This is a genomic window from Azospirillum sp. 11R-A (assembly GCF_049472615.1).
GTDB classification, from domain to species: domain Bacteria; phylum Pseudomonadota; class Alphaproteobacteria; order Azospirillales; family Azospirillaceae; genus Azospirillum; species Azospirillum palustre.
Genome location: NZ_JBCEBL010000022.1, coordinates 38,772 through 58,902, shown reverse-complemented (window position 1 = coordinate 58,902; position 20,131 = coordinate 38,772). Strand labels below are relative to the sequence as shown.

Below are 20,131 nucleotides of genomic sequence, written 5' to 3'. Positions count from 1 at the left end.
CGAACGACCGGGACTCAACAAGCCCTGATCCGGCGTAAGACCTTCAGTATTTCACTGCTGTGTTCAGACGGACACAGAGTGTTGCATCACCCTATTTCGCCCGACCGAATGGACCAAAAGTCTAACCATGCTGCGGAAATCTGGCAATGGGACAGATGGCGAACGGGCCAAAAAGATAAAAACGTTCGCATTGACCGCATGACCGATCCCGAATCTCATACACGACCCTCAGAACAATCTAAGACAATTGTCGAGCATCGACAGATTTACTTTAAACGCAAAAAGCCGCGCCCCGAGTCACGGGCGCGGCTTTTTGAAAGCAGCGTATGAAAGCTCTATCAGAGAGCCTTGATCGCAGCCGACAGACGCGACAGCTTGCGCGACACAGTGTTCTTGTGCAGCACACCCTTCGACACGCCGCGCATCAGCTCCGGCTGAGCGGACTTGAACGCCTCGGCGGCGGCGGACTTGTCGCCGCTCTCGATCGCGCCCTCGACCTTCTTCACGAAGGAACGGATGCGGCTGACGCGGGCACGGTTGACTTCCGTGCGACGCTCGGTCTGACGAATGCGCTTTTCAGCGGACTTATGATTGGCCATGGAAACCCTACTCCGAACGACACGGCTGTCGTGATGCGAGCGCGCCTTATACGCGGCAGCGCACCGCGAGTCAAGGCGTGGACGCCCGATGATTTTGACTAATCGTGCTTGAACGACATCTTGATGGGATCTGGACCGTCCCCCGCAAGATGCAGGGGACGGCTCCAGCGGCAGAGTCGAAGCTGGCGCGACGACTCAGCGATGCTTCCAGCCGGCCTGGCGCTTCTCGGCGAATGCGGCCATGCCTTCCTTCTGGTCTTCGGTGGCGAAGGTCGAATGGAACAGGCGGCGTTCGAAGCGGATGCCCTCGGCGAGCGTCGACTCATAGGCGACGTTGACCGCCTCCTTCGCCATGGCGATGACCGGCTGCGACAGCGAGGCGATCTTGGTGGCGACCTTCACCGCCTCCTCGACCAGCTCGGCGGCCGGGACGATGCGGGAGACGAGGCCGCAGCGCTCGGCCTCGGCGGCGTCGATCATGCGGCCGGTCAGAACCATCTCCATCGCCTTGGACTTGCCGACGAAGCGGGTCAGGCGCTGGGTGCCGCCGGCGCCGGGGATGGTGCCGATGGTGACCTCCGGCTGGCCGAACTTGGCGGTGTCGGCGGCCAGGATGAAGTCGGCCATCATCGCCAGCTCGCAGCCGCCGCCCAGCGCGAAGCCGGCGACCGCGGCGATGGTCGGCTTGCGGCACTTGGCCAGCCGCTCCCACTTCGCGGTGATGAAGTTGGAGTTGTAGACATCCATATAGGAGAAGCCGGCCATCTCCTTGATGTCGGCGCCGGCGGCGAACGCCCGCTCCGACCCGGTGACGACGATGGCGCCGATGGCCTGATCGGCCTCGAAGGCGTCCAGCGCCTGGCCCAGCTCGGTCACCAGCTGGTCGCACAGCGCGTTCAGCGCCTTCGGACGGTTCAGCGTGATCAGGCCGACCGGGCCGCGCGTCTCGACGAGGATGGTTTCATAGGACATGGCTGCAGCACTCTCCCGATGGGGCGAGCCCGGTTGCTTCCGGGACTCGTGGTTGTTGAGGGTGTTCGATGGCTAGGGCTGCCGCGAGTATGGCGGGTGTTCCCGCGATCAGCGCGGCGTCAAAGTGAAGCGGACGGCGGTCCCGGCGGCGGTCCCGGCGGCGGCTTTCGCCTTTTGGGCGGCCTGCGGGAACTCCAGCCGCAGTTCCTCGCCCTCGCGGACGAAGACGCGGTCGGCGGTCCGGCGCCAGCCCAGCTGCGGCAGGGTCTGGTCGTAGAAGGCCAGCACCGCCTGTCGCGGCACGTCGCCCGACAGCACGGCCTGGACGATCCGTCCGCCCGGCTTGTCGAAGACCAGCGGCTCCGATTCGGCGGACGCCAGCCCGGGCATCACCGGAACGTCGGTGGTGCCGGGGACGAAAGGCCCGGACTCGGCTGCGGCAAGCTGGGCTGCCAGTACCGAAGGAATGGGAATGAGGAAGCTCCCCAGGCCCGCAACTGCGGGGCCGGCAAGGAGGAAAGCGGCGGACGCCGCCCGGAGCATGGCCGGTAGAGCCGTCATGCTCCCAGCTATATCACCGTTGGCGCGCCGCACAAAAGAAAGTCGAGCGGCCCGACTGTACAATCCGCTGAACGCCCCCCGTCCGGGCGCGGTCGCAGTCGCAGTCGGGGCAGCCCTCGCCCTCCCGGTCGTAGACGGCGAACTGGTGCTGGAAATAGCCCAGCTCCCCCGACGCCTGCCGGTAGTCGCGCAGCGACGAGCCGCCGGCGGCGATGGCGCGCTCCAGAACCTCGCGCACCGCGACGGCGAGGCGGTCGACCTCCCCGGCGGTCAGGCTGGCGGCGGTGCGGGTCGGCAGGATGCCGGATCGGTAGAGCGCCTCCGACACATAGATGTTGCCCAAGCCGGCGACGATGCTCTGGTCGAGCAGGGCGGCCTTGATCGGGGTGATCTTGCCGGCCAGCCGGCGGGCGAGGTCGGGGCCGGAGAATTCGTTGCCGAGCGGCTCCGGCCCCAGATTGCGCAGCATCGGGTGGTCGCCCAGCGCGTCGGCCACCGTCAGATCCATCAGCCCGAAGCGGCGGGCGTCGTTGAAGGTGACGATGGTGCCGGCATCGGTCTCGAACACCACATGATCGTGCTTGTCGAAGACGTCGGGCCGTTCCGGCGCGATGATCATGCGGCCGGACATGCCGAGATGGGCGATCAGCACGCCGCCGTCGTCCAGATGCATCAGGATGTATTTGGCGCGCCGCCGCACCGACGTGACCACGCGCCCGGTCAGCCTTTCGCAGAAGCGCGGCGGAAAGGGGGTGCGCAGGTTCGGCCGCCGCTGTTCCACACGGACCAGCCGCCGGCCTTCGAGATGCGGGGCGAGGCCCCGGCACACCGTCTCGACTTCGGGAAGTTCAGGCATCGGCAGAGTGTGGGGTGGGAGGGGGATTGGCGCAAGGGCGGTTGCTTGGAGAGTGCGGGAGCGGCGGGCAAGATCTCCACGGATGTCACGGATCACAGCACGGATGTCACGGATGTGGCGTTCCGAAGCGGCTTTCGTCGGGGAAAGCCGGAGCGCCGGCAAGCTCGGAAAAATCCGTGTAATCCGTGTCTAAATCCGTGACATCCGTGTCAATCTTGTCCCCCTGCTCAGCGACTGCCCGAAGCGCCCGTCACCGATATTCCTTGAAGCGCTCGGTCGCCTGGATCAGGGCGGCGCGGATGCCGGGCTCCATGGCGGAGTGGCCGGCGTCGGGGACGATGCGGTAGTCGGCTTCCGGCCAGGCGCGATGCAGCGCGTCGGCGGAGATCACCGGGCAGACGATGTCGTAGCGGCCCTGCACGATCACCGCCGGCAGATGGCGGATGCGGTCGACGTCGCGCAGGAGCTTGTCCTCCGGCGTGAAGCGGTTGGAGCGGAAGTAATGCGCCTCGATCCGCGCCAGCCCCAGGGCATGACGGTCCTCCCCGCTGGCCGCGATCAGGTCGGGAGACGGCAGCAGCGAGGAGCAGCTTCCCTCATAGATGCTCCACACCCGCGCGGCGGCCATGCGCACCGCCGGGTCGGACGAATCGAGCCGCTTCCAGAAGGCCTCCAGCAGGTCGCCGCGCTCGTTTTCCGGGATATGGCCGGCGAAGGCGGCCCAGGCCTCGGGGAAGAGGATGCGCATGGAATAGAGGAACCAGTCGATCTCGCTCTTCCGCATCAGGAAGATGCCGCGCAGGATCAGCCCCAGGCAGCGGTCCGGATGGGTCTGAGCATAGGAGAGCGCCAGCGTCGAACCCCAGGAGCCGCCGAACAGGTGCCAGCGCTCGATGCCGAGATGGCGGCGCAGGGTCTCGATGTCCTCGACCAGCCGTTCGGTGGTGTTCTCGCGCGTTTCGCCCAGGGGCGTGGAGCGGCCGGCGCCGCGCTGGTCCATCACGACGATGCGGTAATGGGCGGGATCGAAGAAGCGCCGGTGGGTGGGCGAGGCGCCGGCCCCCGGACCGCCATGCAGGAACATCACCGGCACGCCGCGCGGATTGCCCGCCTGCTCCCAATAAACCGTGTGGATCCCGTCGACGGCGATCGTGCCGGTCTGGAACGGGTCGATGGGCGGATAGAAGTCGCTGCGGGGCATGGCCATGCATCCAGTGGTGCGGGCCCCGAGTGTAGAGGAGCCACTGGGGCTTGCGCCAGCGCGACGAGGCTCATCAGCAAAACCCCAAACGACAAAGGCCGCCCGGAGGCGGCCTTGCATGTCGATCACTGTGCTTTTGAAGAATGGCGCGCCCGAAGAGATTCGAACTCCTGACCCTCAGATTCGTAGTCTGATGCTCTATCCAGCTGAGCTACGGGCGCGCTGTGTATCCTTCAGTCCCGGCGTCGGCGGCAGGCCGTCGGCGTCGAGGCGCGCAACATACTCAGAAGCCCCCTGCCCCGCAAGCGCTTTTTTATCGAAAAATCGCACCCTGTCCGGCCGACGATCCGTTCACGATACACCCCCTTCCCATGCCGCCCGGATGGGCACCGGCGACTTGCGGATCTGGCAATGGAAGCGGTTTTTTCCCGTGACATATCGTCGCAAGATTAAGGTTTCATAAGAGATTTCCCGGCCTATGATGCGGCATTGACGAGCGTACGCTTGTGAATTTGCACCAAACAATTGAAGAACCGCCCCGTCGGACAGAAAACAATGAACGGCAATCATGGCTGTTCATTGGAATCGATGGTCCGGCTTGAAGAAGAACGGTCACCTTGTAGGGAGCGGAACGCTCACCAGCAACGAAGCGGTATCGCCGCAAATACGGATGAAGTGTGACCCGTCCATGATTCAGCTTCGAAAGACTTCGCTCAGAGCGGTTCTCAGCGTGGTGATCGGTACCATCGGACTGCTTGCGGTCTTCACGAGCGTCTCGGACCTCGTCGATACGGCGCGCAACGCCCGCGATGCCGGCCGCGTCGCCACGCTCGCCGCGACCAGCCAGCAGCTTTACGAGGCCCTGCGCTCGGTGCGGCTGGAGCGCGCCACGACGCTGGTCCCGCTACGGGCGGAGACGGCGGCCGATGAGGCCACGGTGAAATCGGTGGCCGAGCTGCGGGGGAAGGCCGAGGCCGCCTTCGCCCCCGGCATGGCGGCGCTCGACCGGCTCGACCCCGCCGGTTTCGGCAAATATGCGATGGCGATCCGGTCGAGCCACGATGCCCTGAACGAGTTGCGGGGACGGGTGGACACCGCGCTGCGCACGCCGAAGGCCGCGCGCGACCGCGCTGCCGCCGATTCCTGGCCGAAGGTCACCGACGCCTATCTGGCCGCGGTGCAGGCGGCGACCGACGCCGTCGATGCCGGCATCGCCCTGGTCGATCCGACCACCGACCAGCTTCTGGCCCTGAAACGCGCCGCCTGGGTCGTCCGGCTGCGCACCTCCACCGAAATCCTGTCGGCCAGCACCGCCATCGGCGAAGGCCGGCCCTGGACCCAGGCGGAAATCCTGACGGCCGCCGAGGAGCGCGGCCGGATCGACACGGCCTGGACCCTCATCACCGCGGCGGCGAAGCGTCCCGACACGCCCAGGCGCATCGTCGAGGCGGTCGAGGCCGCCCAGAGCAAATTCTTCGAAACCGGCGGCGCCCGGCGCAAGATTGTGCTCGACGCCCTGTCCACCGGCGGCAAGCCGGACATCACCGCGGAGGCCTGGGTGAAGCGCGAGGCCGCCGACCAGGCGCCGCTCAACGCGCTGGTCAACGCCGCGCTGGAGGAGATGGTGGCCCATGCCGACTGGAAGGCGGGCCAGGCCGAGCGCGAACTGTTCACCCAGTCCGTCATCCTGGCCCTGGCCATCGGGCTGTCGGTCGCCGGTCTGCTGCTGGTGTGGCGCCGGGTGACCCGGCCGATCCACATCCTGACCGTGGCCATCGACCGGCTGGCCCAGCGCGATTACGAGGTCGAGCTGCCGAACGACGGGCGCGGCGACGAGATCGGCCGGATGCAGCAGGCGCTTCTGGTGCTGCGCGACAACGGGCGCCAGCATGCCGACATGGTGCAGGCGCAGGTCGCCGCCCAGGCGGCGGCGGCGGCACGCACCACGGCGGTCGACCGGCTGTGCGGCGATTTCAGCGGCCGGGTCGGCACCAGCCTGCGGTCGGTCGAGAGCGCCGCGGCCCACCTGATGGGCACCTCGGCAGCGGTGACGCGGATCTCGGAACAGTCGGCCGGCGACAGCGGCGCCGTCGCCGCCGCGGCCCACGAGGCCTCCGCCGGGGTCGAGACCGTGGCCGCCGCGGCGCAGGAGCTGTCGGCCTCCATCGGCGAGATCAGCCGGCGCATGGCGGAATCCGCCACCATCTCGCAGGATGCCATCGAGCGGACGGAGCGGACCGACAGGATCATCGTCGAGCTGGCCGCCGCCAGCGAGGCCATCGGCGCCATCGTCACCCTGATCGGCGACATCGCCGGCCAGACCAACCTGCTGGCGCTGAACGCCACCATCGAGGCGGCCCGCGCCGGCGAGGCCGGCAAGGGTTTCGCCGTCGTCGCCAGCGAGGTCAAGGGTCTCGCCACGCAGACGGGGCGCGCCACCCAGGACATCACCGACCGGATCGCCCGCATCCAGGCCATGACCCAGGACGCCGTCGACGGCGTGCGGTCGGTGTCGACGGTGATCCGGCAGATGAACGGCGTCACCACCGGCATCGTCGCCGCGGTGGAGGAACAGGGGGCGGCGACCAGCGAGATCGCCCGCAACGTGCAGGAGGTGGCGACCGCCGCGGGCCGCATCTCCGCCAGCATCTCCGACCTCGCCCGCACGGTGGAGCAGTCGCGCACCGTCGCCGCCGACGTGCTGGAGGCGGCGGAGCTGATGAACCGGCAGGCGGAAGCATTGAAGGACGACGTCGGCGGCTTCCTGGCGGAAATCCGGCGGGCGTAGCGGCGGACGTTCCCGGTCGAGGACTGGGCGGGGCCGGTGGTCCCGCCCTTTTCCGCCGGGCCGCGCGACATGCGAAGATTTGGCAGGCCGGACGACTTGACCGGAAAAGTCCTGTCCAAGGCCTGGGCCTGAAAACACGAAAGGCGGCCAGAGGCCGCCCAGTCGTCAGTATCGGATTTTTGAAAGATGGCGCGCCCGAAGAGATTCGAACTCCTGACCCTCAGATTCGTAGTCTGATGCTCTATCCAGCTGAGCTACGGGCGCGCTGTGTATCTTTCGATCCCGGCGTCGGCGGCAGGCCGTCGGCGTCGAGGCGCGCAACATACTCAGAAGCCCCCTGCCCCGCAAGCGCTTTTTTCACGAATTTTCGCCCCGCCCGGAAGCCCCCTGCTACGCCCCCTGCGGCGCGCCCTGCGACCGCGGGGGCCGGACGGCCGAATCGCCCCGGATTGCCGGGCGGCGGCGGCTGGGTTATACAGTCCACTTGCTGTTTTTGGAGAGTCAGTACCGTGGCCGAAGCCCCCTTCAACAAGCATTTCCCGGTGTCCTGGGAAGAGCTCCACCGCAATGCCAAGGCGCTGGCCTGGCGCCTGATCGACCGCGGCCCCTGGAAGGGCATCATCGCGATCACGCGCGGCGGCATGGTTCCCGCGGCGATCATCGCGCGCGAGCTTGAGATCCGCATGATCGACACCGTCTGCGTCTCCAGCTACGACCACCAGCAGCAGCGCAACGCGACGATCCTGAAGGGCGTCGAAGGCGCCAATGCCGGCGAGGGCGAGGGCTGGCTGATCATCGACGATCTGGTGGATACCGGCAAAACGGCGGAAATCGTGCGCAAGATGCTGCCGAAGGCGCATTTCGCCACCGTCTACGCCAAGCCGGCCGGCCGCCCGCTGGTCGACACCTTCATCACCGAAGTCAGCCAGGACACCTGGATCCACTTCCCCTGGGACATCGAGCTGCAATTCTCGCAGCCGATCGCCAAGCAGCGGAACGGCTGACCGGCGCCAGAGCGGGGCGCGTCCTTCCCGTCCGGCCCCATCCGGCCGGGGAGGGCCCGCCCGGTTCATTACATAAAAATTTACAGTTTGCGTCCTAAATGACGCGCGGCGGAGCGCCTGCGCCCGCCGACGCCTTCAACATCGCGTGGCGGCCCGCGCATGAGCGACGAATTGACCGGCGACCTGCGCCCGGACGAGCTGCATCAGGAAGAGCTGCGCCAGAAGATCGACGCCCTGGTGACGCGGCTGCCGGCCAGCCTCGTCTACAGCCTGCTGAGCGAAATCGAAGGCATGGACAGCGAGCCGACCGACCGGGTCCAGCTCGTCCGCCAGTATGTCATCGAGTATCTGAACCGCCAGCGCACCAACCGCGCCCGCCGCCTGTTCACCAACCTGTTCGAAGCCTTCCTGATCGACGACGACGTGCTGTACCATTCCGGCGTCTCGATCCCCGGCATGCTGCAACGGGTCGATGTCGGCGCCCTGTGGGAGGCGCTGAGCCGCGACGCCTTCCCCCTGCTGGCGGTCGAGGCGCAGGAAACGCTGGACGAGATGGCGCGCGGCGACGTGATCGACCGCATCCTGCGCTCCCCCGTCGCCATGGTGATGAAGGAGCGGATGCGCGTCGCGTCGGTGAAGCATCTCGACGCCGTGCTGACGAACAAGAAGGCGGCGGACGAGCTGCTGGCCGGCATGTCGCGCAACCGGCCGCGCCGCACCCGCCTGATGTCGGGTTTCCTGGAAAAGACGCCGCACATCGACCTCGCCACGCTGCGGCTGATGCACCTAGTCCTGACCAACGCCGAGGGGCCGGTGAAGCCGGTCGCCGACCGGCTGGAGGATTTCCCGGCCAGCTGCAGCGGCGAGATGGAGGCGAACCGGCTGGCCGACCTGCTGCTGGACGCCACCGAATCGCTGCGCGACCGCTGCGGCGACGATCTGGCGGCCATGCTGCCGCTGTCGGTGCTGTCGGTGAAGCGCAACTATCCGGTGGCGGCGCTCTATATCCGGCAGAGCGGCGTCGATCCCGGCCGCGGCGACGCCATGACCGCGGCGCTGACCGGCCATTTCATCGGCGTGACCCGCGCGCTGACCGCGGCGCTGAGCGTCGTCCTGAAGCTGAACGAGCGGGTCCCCGGCTCCGCCATCCGGCCCAGTGCCAAGGAGAAGGCGCGGCTGGAGGCGCTGGTGCAGCGGCTGGACCAGCTGGTCCACGCGGCGACCTCGGCCGGGCTGATGGAGGACCGGCGCAGCGAGCCGGCCTTCCGCAATGCCTGGACCCAGGCGGCGAAGATCATCGGGTCGCGCGTCGCCGCGGTGGCGATGGAACGCTCCGCCCAGGCCGCCGCCGCCCGGCGCCAGCCGGTGATCGACCATGCCGACATCGTCTGGCTGGACCGGCTGCTGTGGCGCTGGCAGGCGATGTCGCGCGACTTCGGCTTCGAGACCTACGATCTGGTGAAGTGGCGCGAAACCCTGCTGGAGGAGCTGCGCGCCAACGTCGAGAAGGCGATGAAGTTCGAGGACGCCGATCCGCTCGACGAGCGGATGGAGCATCTCCTGCGCATCAACGCCATCGCCGGCGTGTTCGGCCAGCGGGTCAGCGCCTGGATTCCCACCTTCAGCCACAACATGACCCGCCTGCTGTCGCACCGTCTGGAACGCGGCGGCGAGCTTGGTGACGACGAACAGGCGATCATCGACGACCTCGTCGCCACGGCGCGCACCGAAGTGGGCAAGTCGCGCTATTGGAAGAGCAACGAGCTGATGGACCTGATCGAGCTGTCGGAGCGGACGCGGCAGGCGGGGTGAGGGGGTCACGCTCCCTCCCCCTCACATCACTCCAGACGACCGGTGCCGCGGGTCGAGCCAGTCGCGCAGCCCGTCCCCCAGCATCGTCAGCCCCATGACGCTGAGCGCAATCGCCACACCCGGAAAGACCGCCTGCAACGGGGCGGTGAACAGGTGGGTCTGGGCGTCGCCCAGCATCTTGCCCCAGCTGGGGCTGGGCGGCTGGATGCCGAGGCCGAGATAGCTCAGCGCCGCCTCGTTGACGATGGCGACGGCAAACAGGACAGTGGCCTGGACCACGACGATGCCGGCGATGTTGGGCAGCACATGCACCAGCGTCACCGACAGCGGTCCCCGCCCCAGCGCCAGCGCCGCCCCGACGAAGGGCCGCCGCCACACCGCCAGCGCGGCGCCGCGGGTGACGCGGGCCAGCACCGCGGCGTTGAACAGGGCCAGCGCCACGACGACGTTGATCGCCCCGGCGCCCAGGGCGGCGGTCAGCAGGATCGCCGTCAGCACGGCGGGAAAGGCGAAGACCAAATCGCCCAGCCGCGCCACCACCTCGTCCCCCCAGCGTCCCAGCGCGGCGGCCAGCAGCCCCAGCGGCACCCCGCCCAGCAGCCCCAGCCCGACCGCCGCCGCGCCGACAGCCAGCGAGTTGCGGGCGCCGACCATGATCATCGACAGCACGTCGCGCCCGAAATGGTCGGTGCCGAGCCAGTGGGCGGCGGTGGGCGGCTTCAGCCGGGCGATCACCCGCACCTGCTCCGCCGGGTAGGGCGTCCACAGCAGCGACAGCAGCGCGATGGCGACCAGCAGCAGGGTCAGCCCGGCGCCGAGATGGAGGGAGAGCGGAAGGCGGCGCTTCACGACGCCCCTCCTTTGGGACGTGGATCGGCCAGCGCGCAGGCGATGTCGACCAGGGCGTTCACCAGCACGACGAACAGCGCCAGCAGCACGACCACCCCCTGCACCACGATCAGGTCGCGCTGGCCGATGGCCTGATAGAGCAGCCGGCCCAGCCCCGGCAGGGTGAAGACATTCTCCACCACCACCGCGCCGGCCACCAGGAAGGAGATCTGCAATCCCAGCACCGTCGCCACCGGGATCAGGGCGTTGGGTAGGGCATGGCGCAGCAGGACGGCCATGCGGCCCACCCCCTTGGCGCGGGCGGTGCGGATATGGTCCTCGCCCAGCGTGTCGAGCACGGCGGTGCGGGTGACGCGGGCGAGGATGGCGGCCTCCGGCACCGCCAGCGCCAACGCCGGCAGCACCAGCGCCTGCAACGCCGGGCCGATGCCGGCGCTCCAGCCCGGAAAGCCGCCGGCCGGAAACCAATGCAGGGTCAGCGAGAACAGCAGGATCAGCAGGATGGCGATCCAGAAGCTGGGCATCGACACGCCGAGCTGCGCGAAGCCCAATACCGCCCAGTCGCCCCCCCTGCCCCGCCGCGCCGCCGCCAGCAGCCCGAGCGGCAGGGCCAGCATTGTGCTGAGGACGAGCGACAGCAGGGACAGCGGCAGGGTCACCGCCAGCCGCTCCGCCACCAGATCGGCCACCGGGCGGGCATAGGTCAGGCTGACGCCGAGATCGCCGCGCGCCAGCCCGCCGGCCCAGTGCAGGTAACGGGTAAGGATGGGCTGGTCGAGCCCCATCTGGCTGCGCAGCACGGCCAGCGTGTCGGGCTGGGCATCGATGCCCAGCATCAGCAGCGCCGGGTCGCCGGGAACCAGTTGCAGCACCGTGAAGACCACGATGGTGGCCAGCCAGACGGTGACGGTCAGGCTGACCAGCCGTCGCAGCAGGAACGCAAGCACGCGGGTCTATCCTTACTTGGCCTTACTTGCTTGGCTTTATTTCCAGGCGACGCCGGTGACGTCGTTGGCCTGGACCGGGCGGTTCACCCACATGCCGGTCAGGCCGGCCTTCTGCACCGTCACCGACGGCAGCATGAAGAGGAAGCCGTTGACCGCATCCTCCGCCAGAACCTTCTGCTGCTCGCCGTAGAGGGCGTTGCGCTTGGCCGGGTCCTGGGTGCGGTTCAACTCGTCGTTCAGGGCGTTGAAGCGCTCGCTCCTGTAATTGAAGTAGTAGTCGGGCCGGGCGTAGATGTCGATGTCCAGCGGCTCGGTGTGGGCGATCATGGTCAGGTCGTAATCCTTGCCCTTGAACGTCTTTTCCAGCCAGGCCGCCCACTCCACCGGCTCGATCTTCGCCCGGATGCCGACCTCGGCCAGCATGGCGGCGACCAGCTCGCCGCCGCGGCGCGCGTAGGGCGGCGGCGGCAGGCGCAGCGTGGTGTCGAAACCGTTGGGATATCCGGCCTCGGCCAGCAGCGCCTTCGCCCTGGCCGGATCGTAGGGATACATCCCGGTCAGGTCGACATAGCCCTCGCGGTGCGGCGGGAAATGGCTGCCGATGGCGACGCCGTTGCCGTAGAGCACGCCCTCGATCAGCGTCTGGCGGTCGATGGCGTGGGCCATGGCGCGGCGGACGCGGACATCGTCGAAGGGCTTGCGGGCATTGTTGGTCGACAGCAGCGTCTCGCCCTCCGTCGAGCCGACCATCACCGTGAAGTTCGGATCGTTGCGGAATTCCGGCAGCGCCTCGTAGGTGCTGAACAGGGTGAAGGCGTCGATGTCGCCGGCCTTCAGCGCCGCCACCTGGGCGGCCGGATCGCTGATGAAGCGGAAGGTGACGCGGTCGATCTTCGGCTTCGCCCCGTCATAGTCGGGGTTGCGCACCAGCACGACGCGGTCGCCGGCGACCCAGCGGTCGAACTTGAAGGGACCGGTGCCGACGGGCTTCTGCTTGTTGGTCGCCGCCGATTCCGGGGCGACGATGGCGGCGTCGCCGCTCGCCATGTGGAACAGGAACAGCCCGTCGGGGCGCGACAGGGTGACGACCGCCGTCTGCGGATCCGGCGTCTCCACCTTGGCGATGGGGGCGAAATAGGCCTTCTGGGCGTTCACCGACTCGGCGGCGCGGGCGCGGTCGAGCGTGAACTTCACGTCGGCGGAATCGGTGGTCGTGCCGTCGTGGAACTTCGCGTTGGGACGCAGGCTGAAGCGATAGGTCAGCCCGTCTTCCGACACGCTCCAGCGCTCCGCCAGTCCGGGGACCAGCCTGCCGTCGGCATCGACGCGCAGCAGCGGTTCGAACAGGTTGGCGTAGGTGACTTCCTTGATCGCCCCGGCCGCACCGGCGGTCGGGTCCAGATGCGGCGGCTCCAGCGCCATGCCGACGACGAGGTCGGTGCGCGGCTGGGCCAGCGCCGCCTGCGGTGCGGCGGCCAGCGCCAGCACGGCGAAAGCGGCCAGGGTGAAGCGCGGCTTGGCGGTCGGCATGGTTGGCAAACTCCCCCGTCTCGTCGTTACCGACGTTGTCTTTGCCGCGATGATGCGGTGCGGCGAGGGAGAGCGCAAGGGAAGCCGCCAGCCGTTTTCATTGTCCCGTCAGCTATTGTCCCGCCCGCTATTCCACCCACCAGCTTTCCAGCATCGGACCGTAGAGCGGGGTGACGGCGGGACGGTGCAGGGTCGCCCAGCGGGCGATGCGGTCGACCGGGCTGTGATAGAGCGGCACCATATAGTGCCCCCACAGCAGGACCCGGTCGAGCGCCCGCACCCGGCCGACCAGGGCGTCGCGCGTGGCGGCGGCGGCGATGGAGCGGGCCAGCGCATCGACCACCGGGTCGCGGATGCCGGCAAGGTTGCGGCTACCCTCCTGTCCGGCCGCATCGGATCCGTAATAATAGAGCTGCTCGTTGCCCGGCGACAGGCTGGACGCCCACCAGCGCATGGTCATGTCGAAATCGAAACGCTCCAGCCGGGCCTGGAACTGGGCGCTGTCCACCGTGCGGACGCGGGCCGCGATCCCCAGCGGCTCCAGCGAGCGGGCGAACTCCAGCGCCACCCGCTCCTCCGACGGATCGGACAGCAGGATTTCGAAGGCGAAACGGTTTCCCGCATCGTCGGTCAGCCGGCCGTCGCGCACCCGCCAGCCGGCCTGTTCCAGCAGCCGCAGCGCCTCGCGCCGGTTGGCGCGCAGACCGGCCGGCCCGCTGCTGCTACCGTTGCCGGTTTCCGGCAGGGTGAAGGGTTTGGTGAAGAGATCGGGCGGCAGGCGGTCGCGGAAGGGCGCCAGCGCCTGCAACTCCTCGCCCTGCGGCAGGCCCCGGGCGGCAAGCTCGGAGTTGGGATAGTAGCTGGCGGTGCGGGTCAGCAGACCGTGGAACAGGCTGCGGCCGATCCAGTCGAAATCCGGCGCCATCCCCAGCGCCCGGCGGACCCGGACATCGGCGAACAGGGGGCGGCGGGTGTTGAAGATCAGGCCGCGCGCCGGTTCTGGGCGGTGGTCCGGCAACTCCTCGCGGACGATGCGGCCGTCACGCAGGGCGGGACCGTCGTAGCCGGTGGCCCATTTGGCCGGATCGATCTCGTAACGAACGTCTCCCTGCCCCGCCTTGAAGGCCTCCAGCGCCACCGAATCGTCGCGGTAATAGTCGAACTCCAGACGGTCGGCATTGAACTGCCCGACCCGGACCGGCAGGTCGCGGCCCCAATAGTCGCGCACCCGCTCATAGACGATGCGGCGGCCGGGATCGACGGAGGCGACGTGGTAGGGGCCGCTGCCCAGGATCGGCTCCAGCGTCGTCCGGCTGAAATCGCGCCCCGCCCAGAAGGCCTTGGAATGGATCGGCATCAACCCCATCAGCAGCGGCATCTCGCGGTCGATGCTGCCGTCCGGATTGGCGGCGAAGGCGAAGCGGACGGTCTGCGGGTCGGGCGCCTCGGCCGCCGTGACCTTGGCGTAGAACAGGCGGCGGTTGGGGGTGCCGTGCAGCCGCTGCGCCTCCAGCGAGAACAGCACGTCGGCGGCGGTCAGCGGCGTGCCGTCCTGCCAGCGCGCCTTCGGGTCGATGTGGAAGGTGACGGCGGAGCGGTCGTCCGCCACCTCGACCCGGTCGGCCAGCAGGCCGTAGAGCGAGAAGGGCTCGTCCCAAGAGCGCGTCAGCAGCGTCTCGAAGACGTAGCCCATGCCCAGCGCCGGCACGCCCTTGACGATGTGCGGGTGCAGGCTGTCGAAGCTGCCGGTCACCGCCTGCCGGATGGTCCCGCCCTTGGGTGCCGCCGGGTTGACATAGGGAAGGGCGGTGAAGTCCGCCGGCAGGGCCAGATCGCCATGCATGGCGATGCCGTGATGCGGCTGGCCGGCCAGACCCGGATGGGGCGCCAGCAGGGCCAGAAGGGTGAATAGAAGGAGGATCGGACGGGGCATGACCGGCAGGGTTGCCGCTTTGCCGCACCTGCGCAAGAGCCCGCGCAAGTTCCTTGGACTCAGGGTGCGTTCCGCCTAAACTCCCGCCCCGCGTGGCGCCGGACCGGGCATCGGCGCCAAAACAAGAACGTGCCCTGAATACGCCAGTCGAAGGAACGCGATACATGGATCTGAGCAAGCTCGCCGCGGGCAAGAATGTGCCCTGGGACGTGAACGTCGTCATCGAGATTCCGATCGGCGGCCAGCCGGTTAAGTACGAGGTCGACAAGGACTCGGGCGCCGTGTTCGTCGACCGCTTCCTGCACACCGCGATGTTCTATCCCTGCAACTACGGCTTCATCCCGCACACCCTGTCGGGTGACGGCGACCCGGTGGACGTCTGCGTCGTCGGCCAGCACGGCGTTGTCCCGGGCGCGGTACTGCGCTCGCGTCCCATCGGCGTCCTGTACATGGAGGACGAGGCCGGCGAGGACGAGAAGCTGCTGGCCGTTCCGGTCGACAAGCTGCACCCGTTCTACACCGACGTGAAGAACTACACCGACCTGCCGGCCATCGTGACCGAGCAGATCGCCCACTTCTTCGAGCACTACAAGGATCTCGAAAAGAACAAGTGGGTGAAGGTCCGCGGCTGGGGCAACGCCGAAGAGGCCGCCAAGAAGATCGAGGAAGGCCTCGCCCGCGCCCTGGAAGCCAACAAGGGCAATCCGGGTCCGGTGGTCTGAGGGTAGCGGCGATTTTCGGTCGCCGATGAATCGGCCGGCGTCAAAAATCTGACGCCGGCCGTTTTCTTTTGCCGGTGCGTGAGGAGAGCCATGACTGAACCGGAGCGGCTTTCTCCGCCGCCATTCTGGCGAACCCGATATTTTGCTTTCGACGTGCTACCGCGCCGTCCCGATCTCGATCCGCTGGAGATCAAACGCATCGTGGCCCGCCCGGAAGCGCGCATCGTTCAGCCCGACGGCCGTATCCGTCTTTATGGGTATTCGGAAACGCTCCGCTGCTTTCTGCGCGTCGTGTTATTGTCCGACGGCGTAACTGTTCACAATGCGTTTCCTGACGAGCAATACACGTCATGAAAACCAGCTACGATCCCGGCACCGACAGCCTGTACATCGAGGTTCGTCCGCTGCCCTCGAAACGGACGGTTGAGGTCGAACCGGACGTCATGGTCGATTACGGCGCCGATGGCGAACCGGTCGGTTATGACATTCAGCATGCTTCAGCCAAAACCGACCTGATCGGCCGCCTGATCCTGATGCCGATGGCTGCCGAATAAGGCTGGACCGCTCTCTCGATCCGCTGCCTGCACTGCGAGGTGCCCCAGCCCTTCAAGGGTCCGGCGCACCGCAAGCTCCAGCGGCGTGTGCGGTTCCTCGCCCAGGAAGGCCAGCAGGCGGCGGTTGTCCAGCCGCACCGGGCGTTGCCAGAGATAGCGCATCTCGCCGAGTTCGCGGAACAGTGGCACCGCCACACCGGCCAGCCGCAGCAGCCACCAGGGCATCCGCCGCACCGGCAGGCCGGGCTTGCCAAGGGCTTGCGCGATGGCCGCCACCATCTGGCTTCCATTGGCATCCCAATGACCGTCCATATGGAACATCGCGTCGTTGCCCAGCTCCGCCTCGCGGTCGAGCAGGCGCATCGCCGTTTCCGCTACGTCGGGCAGATAGGCCCATTGATGGCCGATCCCCGGCCGGCCGGGCTGGTTGATGCGGGTCGGCGGCTTGCCGGGCGTCAGCAGGCCCTGGCTGAACCAGCTGCTGCCGGCCTTGGGTCCGAAGAAGTCGCCGCAGCGTAGGATCAACAGCCTCGCCCCCTGCCCCACCGCGCGGTGCAGGCGGCGTTCCATCTCCACCCGGATGGCGCCCTTGCGGGTCAGCGGGGTCTGCGCCGCGGTTTCCGGGATCAGCGGGAAGACGTCGGGGCCGTAATTGTAGACGGTGCCGGGCAGCAGAATGCGGGCGCGGTTGGCACAGGCCGCGGCGATGCTGTTGTCGACCATGGGTAGAACCAACCGGTCCCAATCCTTGTAGCCGGGCGGGTTCACCGCATGGACGATCAGCGCCGCCCCCTCGGCCGCCGCCGCCACGTCGGCGGCGTTCATCGCGTCGCCGACCACCCATTCGATGCCGTCCGGCTGCGGCTGCTGGGCTGGCTTGCGGCGCAGGCCGCGCACGGTCCAGCCGCGCGCCGCCAGCGCCCGCGCCAGTTCGCCGCCGACCCCGCCGGTCGCCCCCAGAACCAGAGCGGTCCTGCCCGCCCCGGTCGCCTGCATGCCGGTCATCTGCATGCCGGTCATCTGCTCTGTCATCGCCGCCTCCATCGCCTTCCGCCTGGTGATGGAGGAGGATGGACCTGGGAGAGGGCTGAACGGAATTGTCGAACTGCGGCTAACCGCTATACTGAAATCGATGAGCCCGCCGCCGCCCAGTTGGGACCTTTACCGCAGTTTCCTGGCCGTGATCCGCGAGGGGTCGCTGTCGGCGGCGGCGCGTGCCCTGGGGTTGACACAACCGACGCTGGCCCGCCATGTCGCGGCGCTGGAGGCGGCGGTCGGCGGCTCGCTGTTCGTGCGCTCGCCGCACGGACTGGATCCCACCGACGCGGCGCTGGCGCTGAAACCGCAGGCGGAGGCGCTGGACGCGGCGGCGGCCAGCCTGTGGCGCACGGCGTCAGGCTATGGCGGGAAAGGTGGTGGGACGACGGATGGCGGGGCGGAGGTGCGCGGCACGGTGCGGGTCACCGCCAGCGAGGTGGTGGGCGCCCGCATCCTGCCGGCGATTTTGGCGGACTTGCGCGAACGCCATCCCGCCCTGGAGATCGAACTGGTGCTGTCGAACGCCGTCGACGATCTGCTGCAACGCGATGCCGATGTGGCGGTGCGGATGGTGGAGCCCGACCAGCAGGCATTGCTGGTCAGGCGGATCGGCGTCGTCAGGCTCGGCATGCACGCCCGCCGCGACTATCTCGACCGCCACGGCAGTCCGCAGTGTCTGGAGGATCTCGGCCATCACAGCCTGATCGGCTTCGACCGCGAGACGCCCGACATCCGCTCCATGATGCGGCGGGCGCCGGGCCTCACCCTGCCCCGCTTCGCCCTGCGGTCCGACAGCCATCTGGCCCAGCTGTCGGCCATCGAGGCCGGGTTCGGCATCGGCATCTGCCAGGTCCCGCTGGCGCGGCGGACTCCCGGTCTGGTCAGGCTGCTGGCCGACGCCTTCGACATGCCGATGGGCATGTGGGTCGCCATGCACGAGGATCTGCGCTCCACCCCCCGCTGCCGCGCCGTCTTCGACGGGCTGGCGGCGGGGCTAAAGGACCATGTGTCGGCGGATCCGGTGACGTAGCGTCAACTGCTCCAGCCCATCCGGCGTTCGACGCCGTCGGCGGCTTCCTTCAGGATTTCGGCGCTGCGGCGGAGCGCCGTCTCCTCCTCCGCCGACAGGTTGGGCAGGATTGTGTCCACCACGCCGCCGGCACCGATGACGCGCGGCAGCGACAGCACCAGCTGCGGCACGCCGCAGACATCGTCGGTCAGCATGGCGCAGGTCGCCACCATCCGTTCGTCGGCGCCGATGGCCGCAACCAGCCGGGCCAGCCCGCCGCCGATGCCGAAGGCGGTGTGGCCCTTGCCGTTGATGATGCGGTAGGCGGCACGGCGCACGCCCTCGTCGATGGCGGCGCGGTCGTCCGCCGTCAGGCTGCGGCGGAGCTGGGCGGCCGCCTGCTCGACGGACAAGCCGGCGACGGTGGCGCTCGACCACAGCAGAACCTCCGAATCGCCATGCTCGCCCACCACATGGGCGTGGACGGAGCGCGGCGTCACCGCCAGCTGTTCGGCCAGCAGGGCGCGGAAGCGCGCGGTGTCCAGCACGGTGCCGGAACCGATGACCCGGTTGCGCGGCAGCCCGCTGATCCGCGTGGCGATCTGCGTCATCACGTCGACCGGATTGCTGGCGACCAGCAGCACGGCGTCGGGGGCGGCCTTCAGCACCTCCGGAATGATGGCGCCGAACACCTTGGCGTTGCGTTCCAGCAGCTCCAGCCGGGTTTCGCCCGGCTTCTGGGCGACGCCGGCCGACAGCACGACCACCCCCGCCCCCTCCAGCGCGGCATAGGAACCGGCGCGGACGGTGACGGCATGGGTGAAGGGCACGGCATGGGCGATGTCCTGGGCCTGGGCCTGGGCCAGCGCCTCGTTCATGTCGACCAGCACGACCTCGCTGGCCGCGCCGGTTGTCACCATGGCGAAGGCGGCGGTGCTGCCGACGAACCCCGCCCCGACGATTCCGACCTTCATGCAGTCCTCCCCGAACCCGTTTCACGGTGAATTGTGCTGGATCAATGATGGAAATAAAAGAACTCAAATAATGGCCGGGTGTGTCGCGGACTCATTCCCGCCCCCCCTGCCTGTCAGCCAGCATTCCCATCAGCGGTTTTCCAGCCAAACAGGCGAAATTCACTAGAATTTTAAGGATTGACCGATCATGTCCACTGGAATCGCAAACGCTACGGGGTCCCATGCCGCCAATGGCGCATCGCCGCTCGCCGCCCTGATCGGCCCGGCGGTTCTGCCTGACCGCTTCTCGCCGGCGCTGGCGATGAACGGGGTGCGCATTCTGCTGGGTCTGTTCTATGCCCCGCATTTCTACCAGAAGTTGAGCGGCATCGACGCCTCCCTCGCCTTCTTCGCCAAGGCCGGGCTGGAGCCGGCGCCGCTGTTCCTCGGTCTCGCCATCCTGTGCGAATCCGTGGCGTTCGTGACGCTCGTCGGCGGCTTCTTCACCCGCTGGACCGCCCTGCTGTCCGCCGGCTGCATGGTGGTGGCCGCCTATGCCATCATCGCCACCAAGGGGGTCAACTGGTACTGGGCCAAGGGTGGGGTGGAGTATCTGGTGCTGTGGGGGCTGCTGTCCCTGGCGGTGGCGGCGGACGCCTGGCGCCGGACCTCGAAGTAAGGACGGCGCGACGAAACGCCTCTTGCCCAATGGTCATACCGGACCTTAGTGTTGCGGCGCAGCAAATGGCGGGGATGAAAGTCCGGTCCTGTGCTGTTCGTCATCAAAACCGTCGGTAGCCCAT

The 20,131-nt window shown here is 68.1% G+C and carries 19 protein-coding genes and 2 tRNA genes; 8 read left to right on the top strand and 13 right to left on the bottom strand.

Annotated elements, in window-relative coordinates:
- Positions 1 to 338: 338 nt before the first annotated feature.
- The 6 genes from rpsT to VH569_RS24950 form a co-directional block, all read right to left on the bottom strand.
- Positions 339 to 599, bottom strand: a complete 261-nt coding sequence (rpsT, locus tag VH569_RS24975) for a 30S ribosomal protein S20 (RefSeq protein ID WP_098740746.1) — start codon at positions 597 to 599, stop codon at positions 339 to 341.
- 195 nt (positions 600 to 794) lie between these two features.
- A complete protein-coding gene (locus tag VH569_RS24970) occupies positions 795 to 1,571 on the bottom strand; it encodes an enoyl-CoA hydratase (protein WP_423318825.1) in 777 nt (258 codons plus the stop codon).
- 108 nt (positions 1,572 to 1,679) lie between these two features.
- Positions 1,680 to 2,132 carry a hypothetical protein gene (locus VH569_RS24965; protein ID WP_423318823.1) on the bottom strand — a complete coding sequence of 151 codons (453 nt, stop codon included), beginning with the start codon at positions 2,130 to 2,132 and terminating at the stop codon, positions 1,680 to 1,682.
- A gap of 13 nt (positions 2,133 to 2,145) precedes the next feature.
- A complete protein-coding gene (gene mutM, locus VH569_RS24960; RefSeq protein WP_423318821.1) occupies positions 2,146 to 2,988 on the bottom strand; it encodes a bifunctional DNA-formamidopyrimidine glycosylase/DNA-(apurinic or apyrimidinic site) lyase in 843 nt (280 codons plus the stop codon).
- 250 nt (positions 2,989 to 3,238) lie between these two features.
- Positions 3,239 to 4,189, bottom strand: a complete 951-nt coding sequence (gene pip / locus VH569_RS24955) for a prolyl aminopeptidase (RefSeq protein WP_423318819.1) — start codon at positions 4,187 to 4,189, stop codon at positions 3,239 to 3,241.
- A 144-nt stretch (positions 4,190 to 4,333) separates the two neighbouring features.
- Positions 4,334 to 4,410, bottom strand: a tRNA-Arg gene (locus VH569_RS24950).
- Between the two features lie 512 nt (positions 4,411 to 4,922).
- Between VH569_RS24950 and VH569_RS24945 the strand changes: the two genes are divergently transcribed.
- Entirely contained in the window at positions 4,923 to 6,977 is a 2,055-nt protein-coding gene (locus VH569_RS24945) for a methyl-accepting chemotaxis protein (protein ID WP_423318817.1), read from the top strand.
- 187 nt (positions 6,978 to 7,164) lie between these two features.
- Here the strand turns inward: VH569_RS24945 and VH569_RS24940 are convergent.
- Positions 7,165 to 7,241: transfer RNA gene (locus VH569_RS24940), tRNA-Arg, on the bottom strand.
- Between the two features lie 245 nt (positions 7,242 to 7,486).
- On the opposite strand from VH569_RS24940, the gene gpt reads away from it, so the two are divergent.
- Together gpt and VH569_RS24930 are read left to right on the top strand one after the other, a co-directional pair.
- On the top strand, positions 7,487 to 7,981 hold the full coding sequence (gpt, locus tag VH569_RS24935; protein WP_377808139.1) for a xanthine phosphoribosyltransferase: 495 nt from the start codon (positions 7,487 to 7,489) through the stop codon (positions 7,979 to 7,981).
- Between the two features lie 159 nt (positions 7,982 to 8,140).
- Positions 8,141 to 9,793, top strand: coding sequence for a hypothetical protein (locus VH569_RS24930; RefSeq protein ID WP_423318815.1), 1,653 nt, complete (start codon positions 8,141 to 8,143; stop codon positions 9,791 to 9,793).
- Between the two features lie 21 nt (positions 9,794 to 9,814).
- Here VH569_RS24930 and VH569_RS24925 read toward each other — a convergent pair whose 3' ends face one another.
- The 4 genes from VH569_RS24925 to VH569_RS24910 all read right to left on the bottom strand — a co-directional run bounded on the left by VH569_RS24925 (position 9,815) and on the right by VH569_RS24910 (position 15,052).
- Positions 9,815 to 10,642 carry an ABC transporter permease gene (locus VH569_RS24925; protein ID WP_423318813.1) on the bottom strand — a complete coding sequence of 276 codons (828 nt, stop codon included), beginning with the start codon at positions 10,640 to 10,642 and terminating at the stop codon, positions 9,815 to 9,817.
- Positions 10,639 to 11,589, bottom strand: coding sequence for an ABC transporter permease (locus tag VH569_RS24920; protein WP_423318811.1), 951 nt, complete (start codon positions 11,587 to 11,589; stop codon positions 10,639 to 10,641). Before VH569_RS24920 ends, VH569_RS24925 begins: the two co-directional genes overlap by 4 nt.
- A 36-nt stretch (positions 11,590 to 11,625) precedes the next feature.
- Positions 11,626 to 13,119 (bottom strand): ABC transporter substrate-binding protein, encoded by a 1,494-nt coding sequence (locus VH569_RS24915; protein ID WP_423318809.1) that lies wholly within the window; start codon positions 13,117 to 13,119, stop codon positions 11,626 to 11,628.
- A 127-nt stretch (positions 13,120 to 13,246) separates the two neighbouring features.
- Positions 13,247 to 15,052, bottom strand: coding sequence for an extracellular solute-binding protein (locus tag VH569_RS24910; RefSeq protein ID WP_423318808.1), 1,806 nt, complete (start codon positions 15,050 to 15,052; stop codon positions 13,247 to 13,249).
- Between the two features lie 164 nt (positions 15,053 to 15,216).
- Here VH569_RS24910 and ppa point away from each other — a divergent pair, with 164 nt between their 5' ends.
- The 3 genes from ppa (at position 15,217) to VH569_RS24895 (ending at position 16,328) form a co-directional block, all read left to right on the top strand.
- The gene (ppa, locus tag VH569_RS24905) at positions 15,217 to 15,774 is read left to right on the top strand and encodes an inorganic diphosphatase (protein WP_012975242.1); all 558 of its coding nucleotides are present in this window, start codon (positions 15,217 to 15,219) and stop codon (positions 15,772 to 15,774) included.
- A 90-nt stretch (positions 15,775 to 15,864) separates the two neighbouring features.
- Positions 15,865 to 16,128, top strand: coding sequence for a hypothetical protein (locus VH569_RS24900; RefSeq protein WP_423318806.1), 264 nt, complete (start codon positions 15,865 to 15,867; stop codon positions 16,126 to 16,128).
- On the top strand, positions 16,125 to 16,328 hold the full coding sequence (locus VH569_RS24895; protein ID WP_085087258.1) for a DUF2283 domain-containing protein: 204 nt from the start codon (positions 16,125 to 16,127) through the stop codon (positions 16,326 to 16,328). Before VH569_RS24900 ends, VH569_RS24895 begins: the two co-directional genes overlap by 4 nt.
- Here the strand turns inward: VH569_RS24895 and VH569_RS24890 are convergent.
- Complete coding sequence (locus VH569_RS24890) at positions 16,272 to 17,360, bottom strand: NAD(P)H-binding protein (protein ID WP_423318804.1); 1,089 nt, start codon at positions 17,358 to 17,360, stop codon at positions 16,272 to 16,274. The two genes, VH569_RS24895 and VH569_RS24890, sit on opposite strands and share 57 nt — an antisense overlap.
- On the opposite strand from VH569_RS24890, the gene VH569_RS24885 reads away from it, so the two are divergent.
- Positions 17,338 to 18,396, top strand: a complete 1,059-nt coding sequence (locus VH569_RS24885; protein WP_423318802.1) for a LysR family transcriptional regulator — start codon at positions 17,338 to 17,340, stop codon at positions 18,394 to 18,396. The two genes, VH569_RS24890 and VH569_RS24885, sit on opposite strands and share 23 nt — an antisense overlap.
- Before the next feature lie 2 nt (positions 18,397 to 18,398).
- On the opposite strand, the gene VH569_RS24880 is transcribed toward VH569_RS24885, so the two are convergent.
- Positions 18,399 to 19,349, bottom strand: coding sequence for an L-lactate dehydrogenase (locus VH569_RS24880; protein WP_423318800.1), 951 nt, complete (start codon positions 19,347 to 19,349; stop codon positions 18,399 to 18,401).
- A gap of 187 nt (positions 19,350 to 19,536) precedes the next feature.
- Here VH569_RS24880 and VH569_RS24875 point away from each other — a divergent pair, with 187 nt between their 5' ends.
- The gene (locus VH569_RS24875) at positions 19,537 to 20,007 is read left to right on the top strand and encodes a DoxX family protein (RefSeq protein ID WP_423318799.1); all 471 of its coding nucleotides are present in this window, start codon (positions 19,537 to 19,539) and stop codon (positions 20,005 to 20,007) included.
- The last annotated feature ends 124 nt before the right edge of the window (positions 20,008 to 20,131 follow it).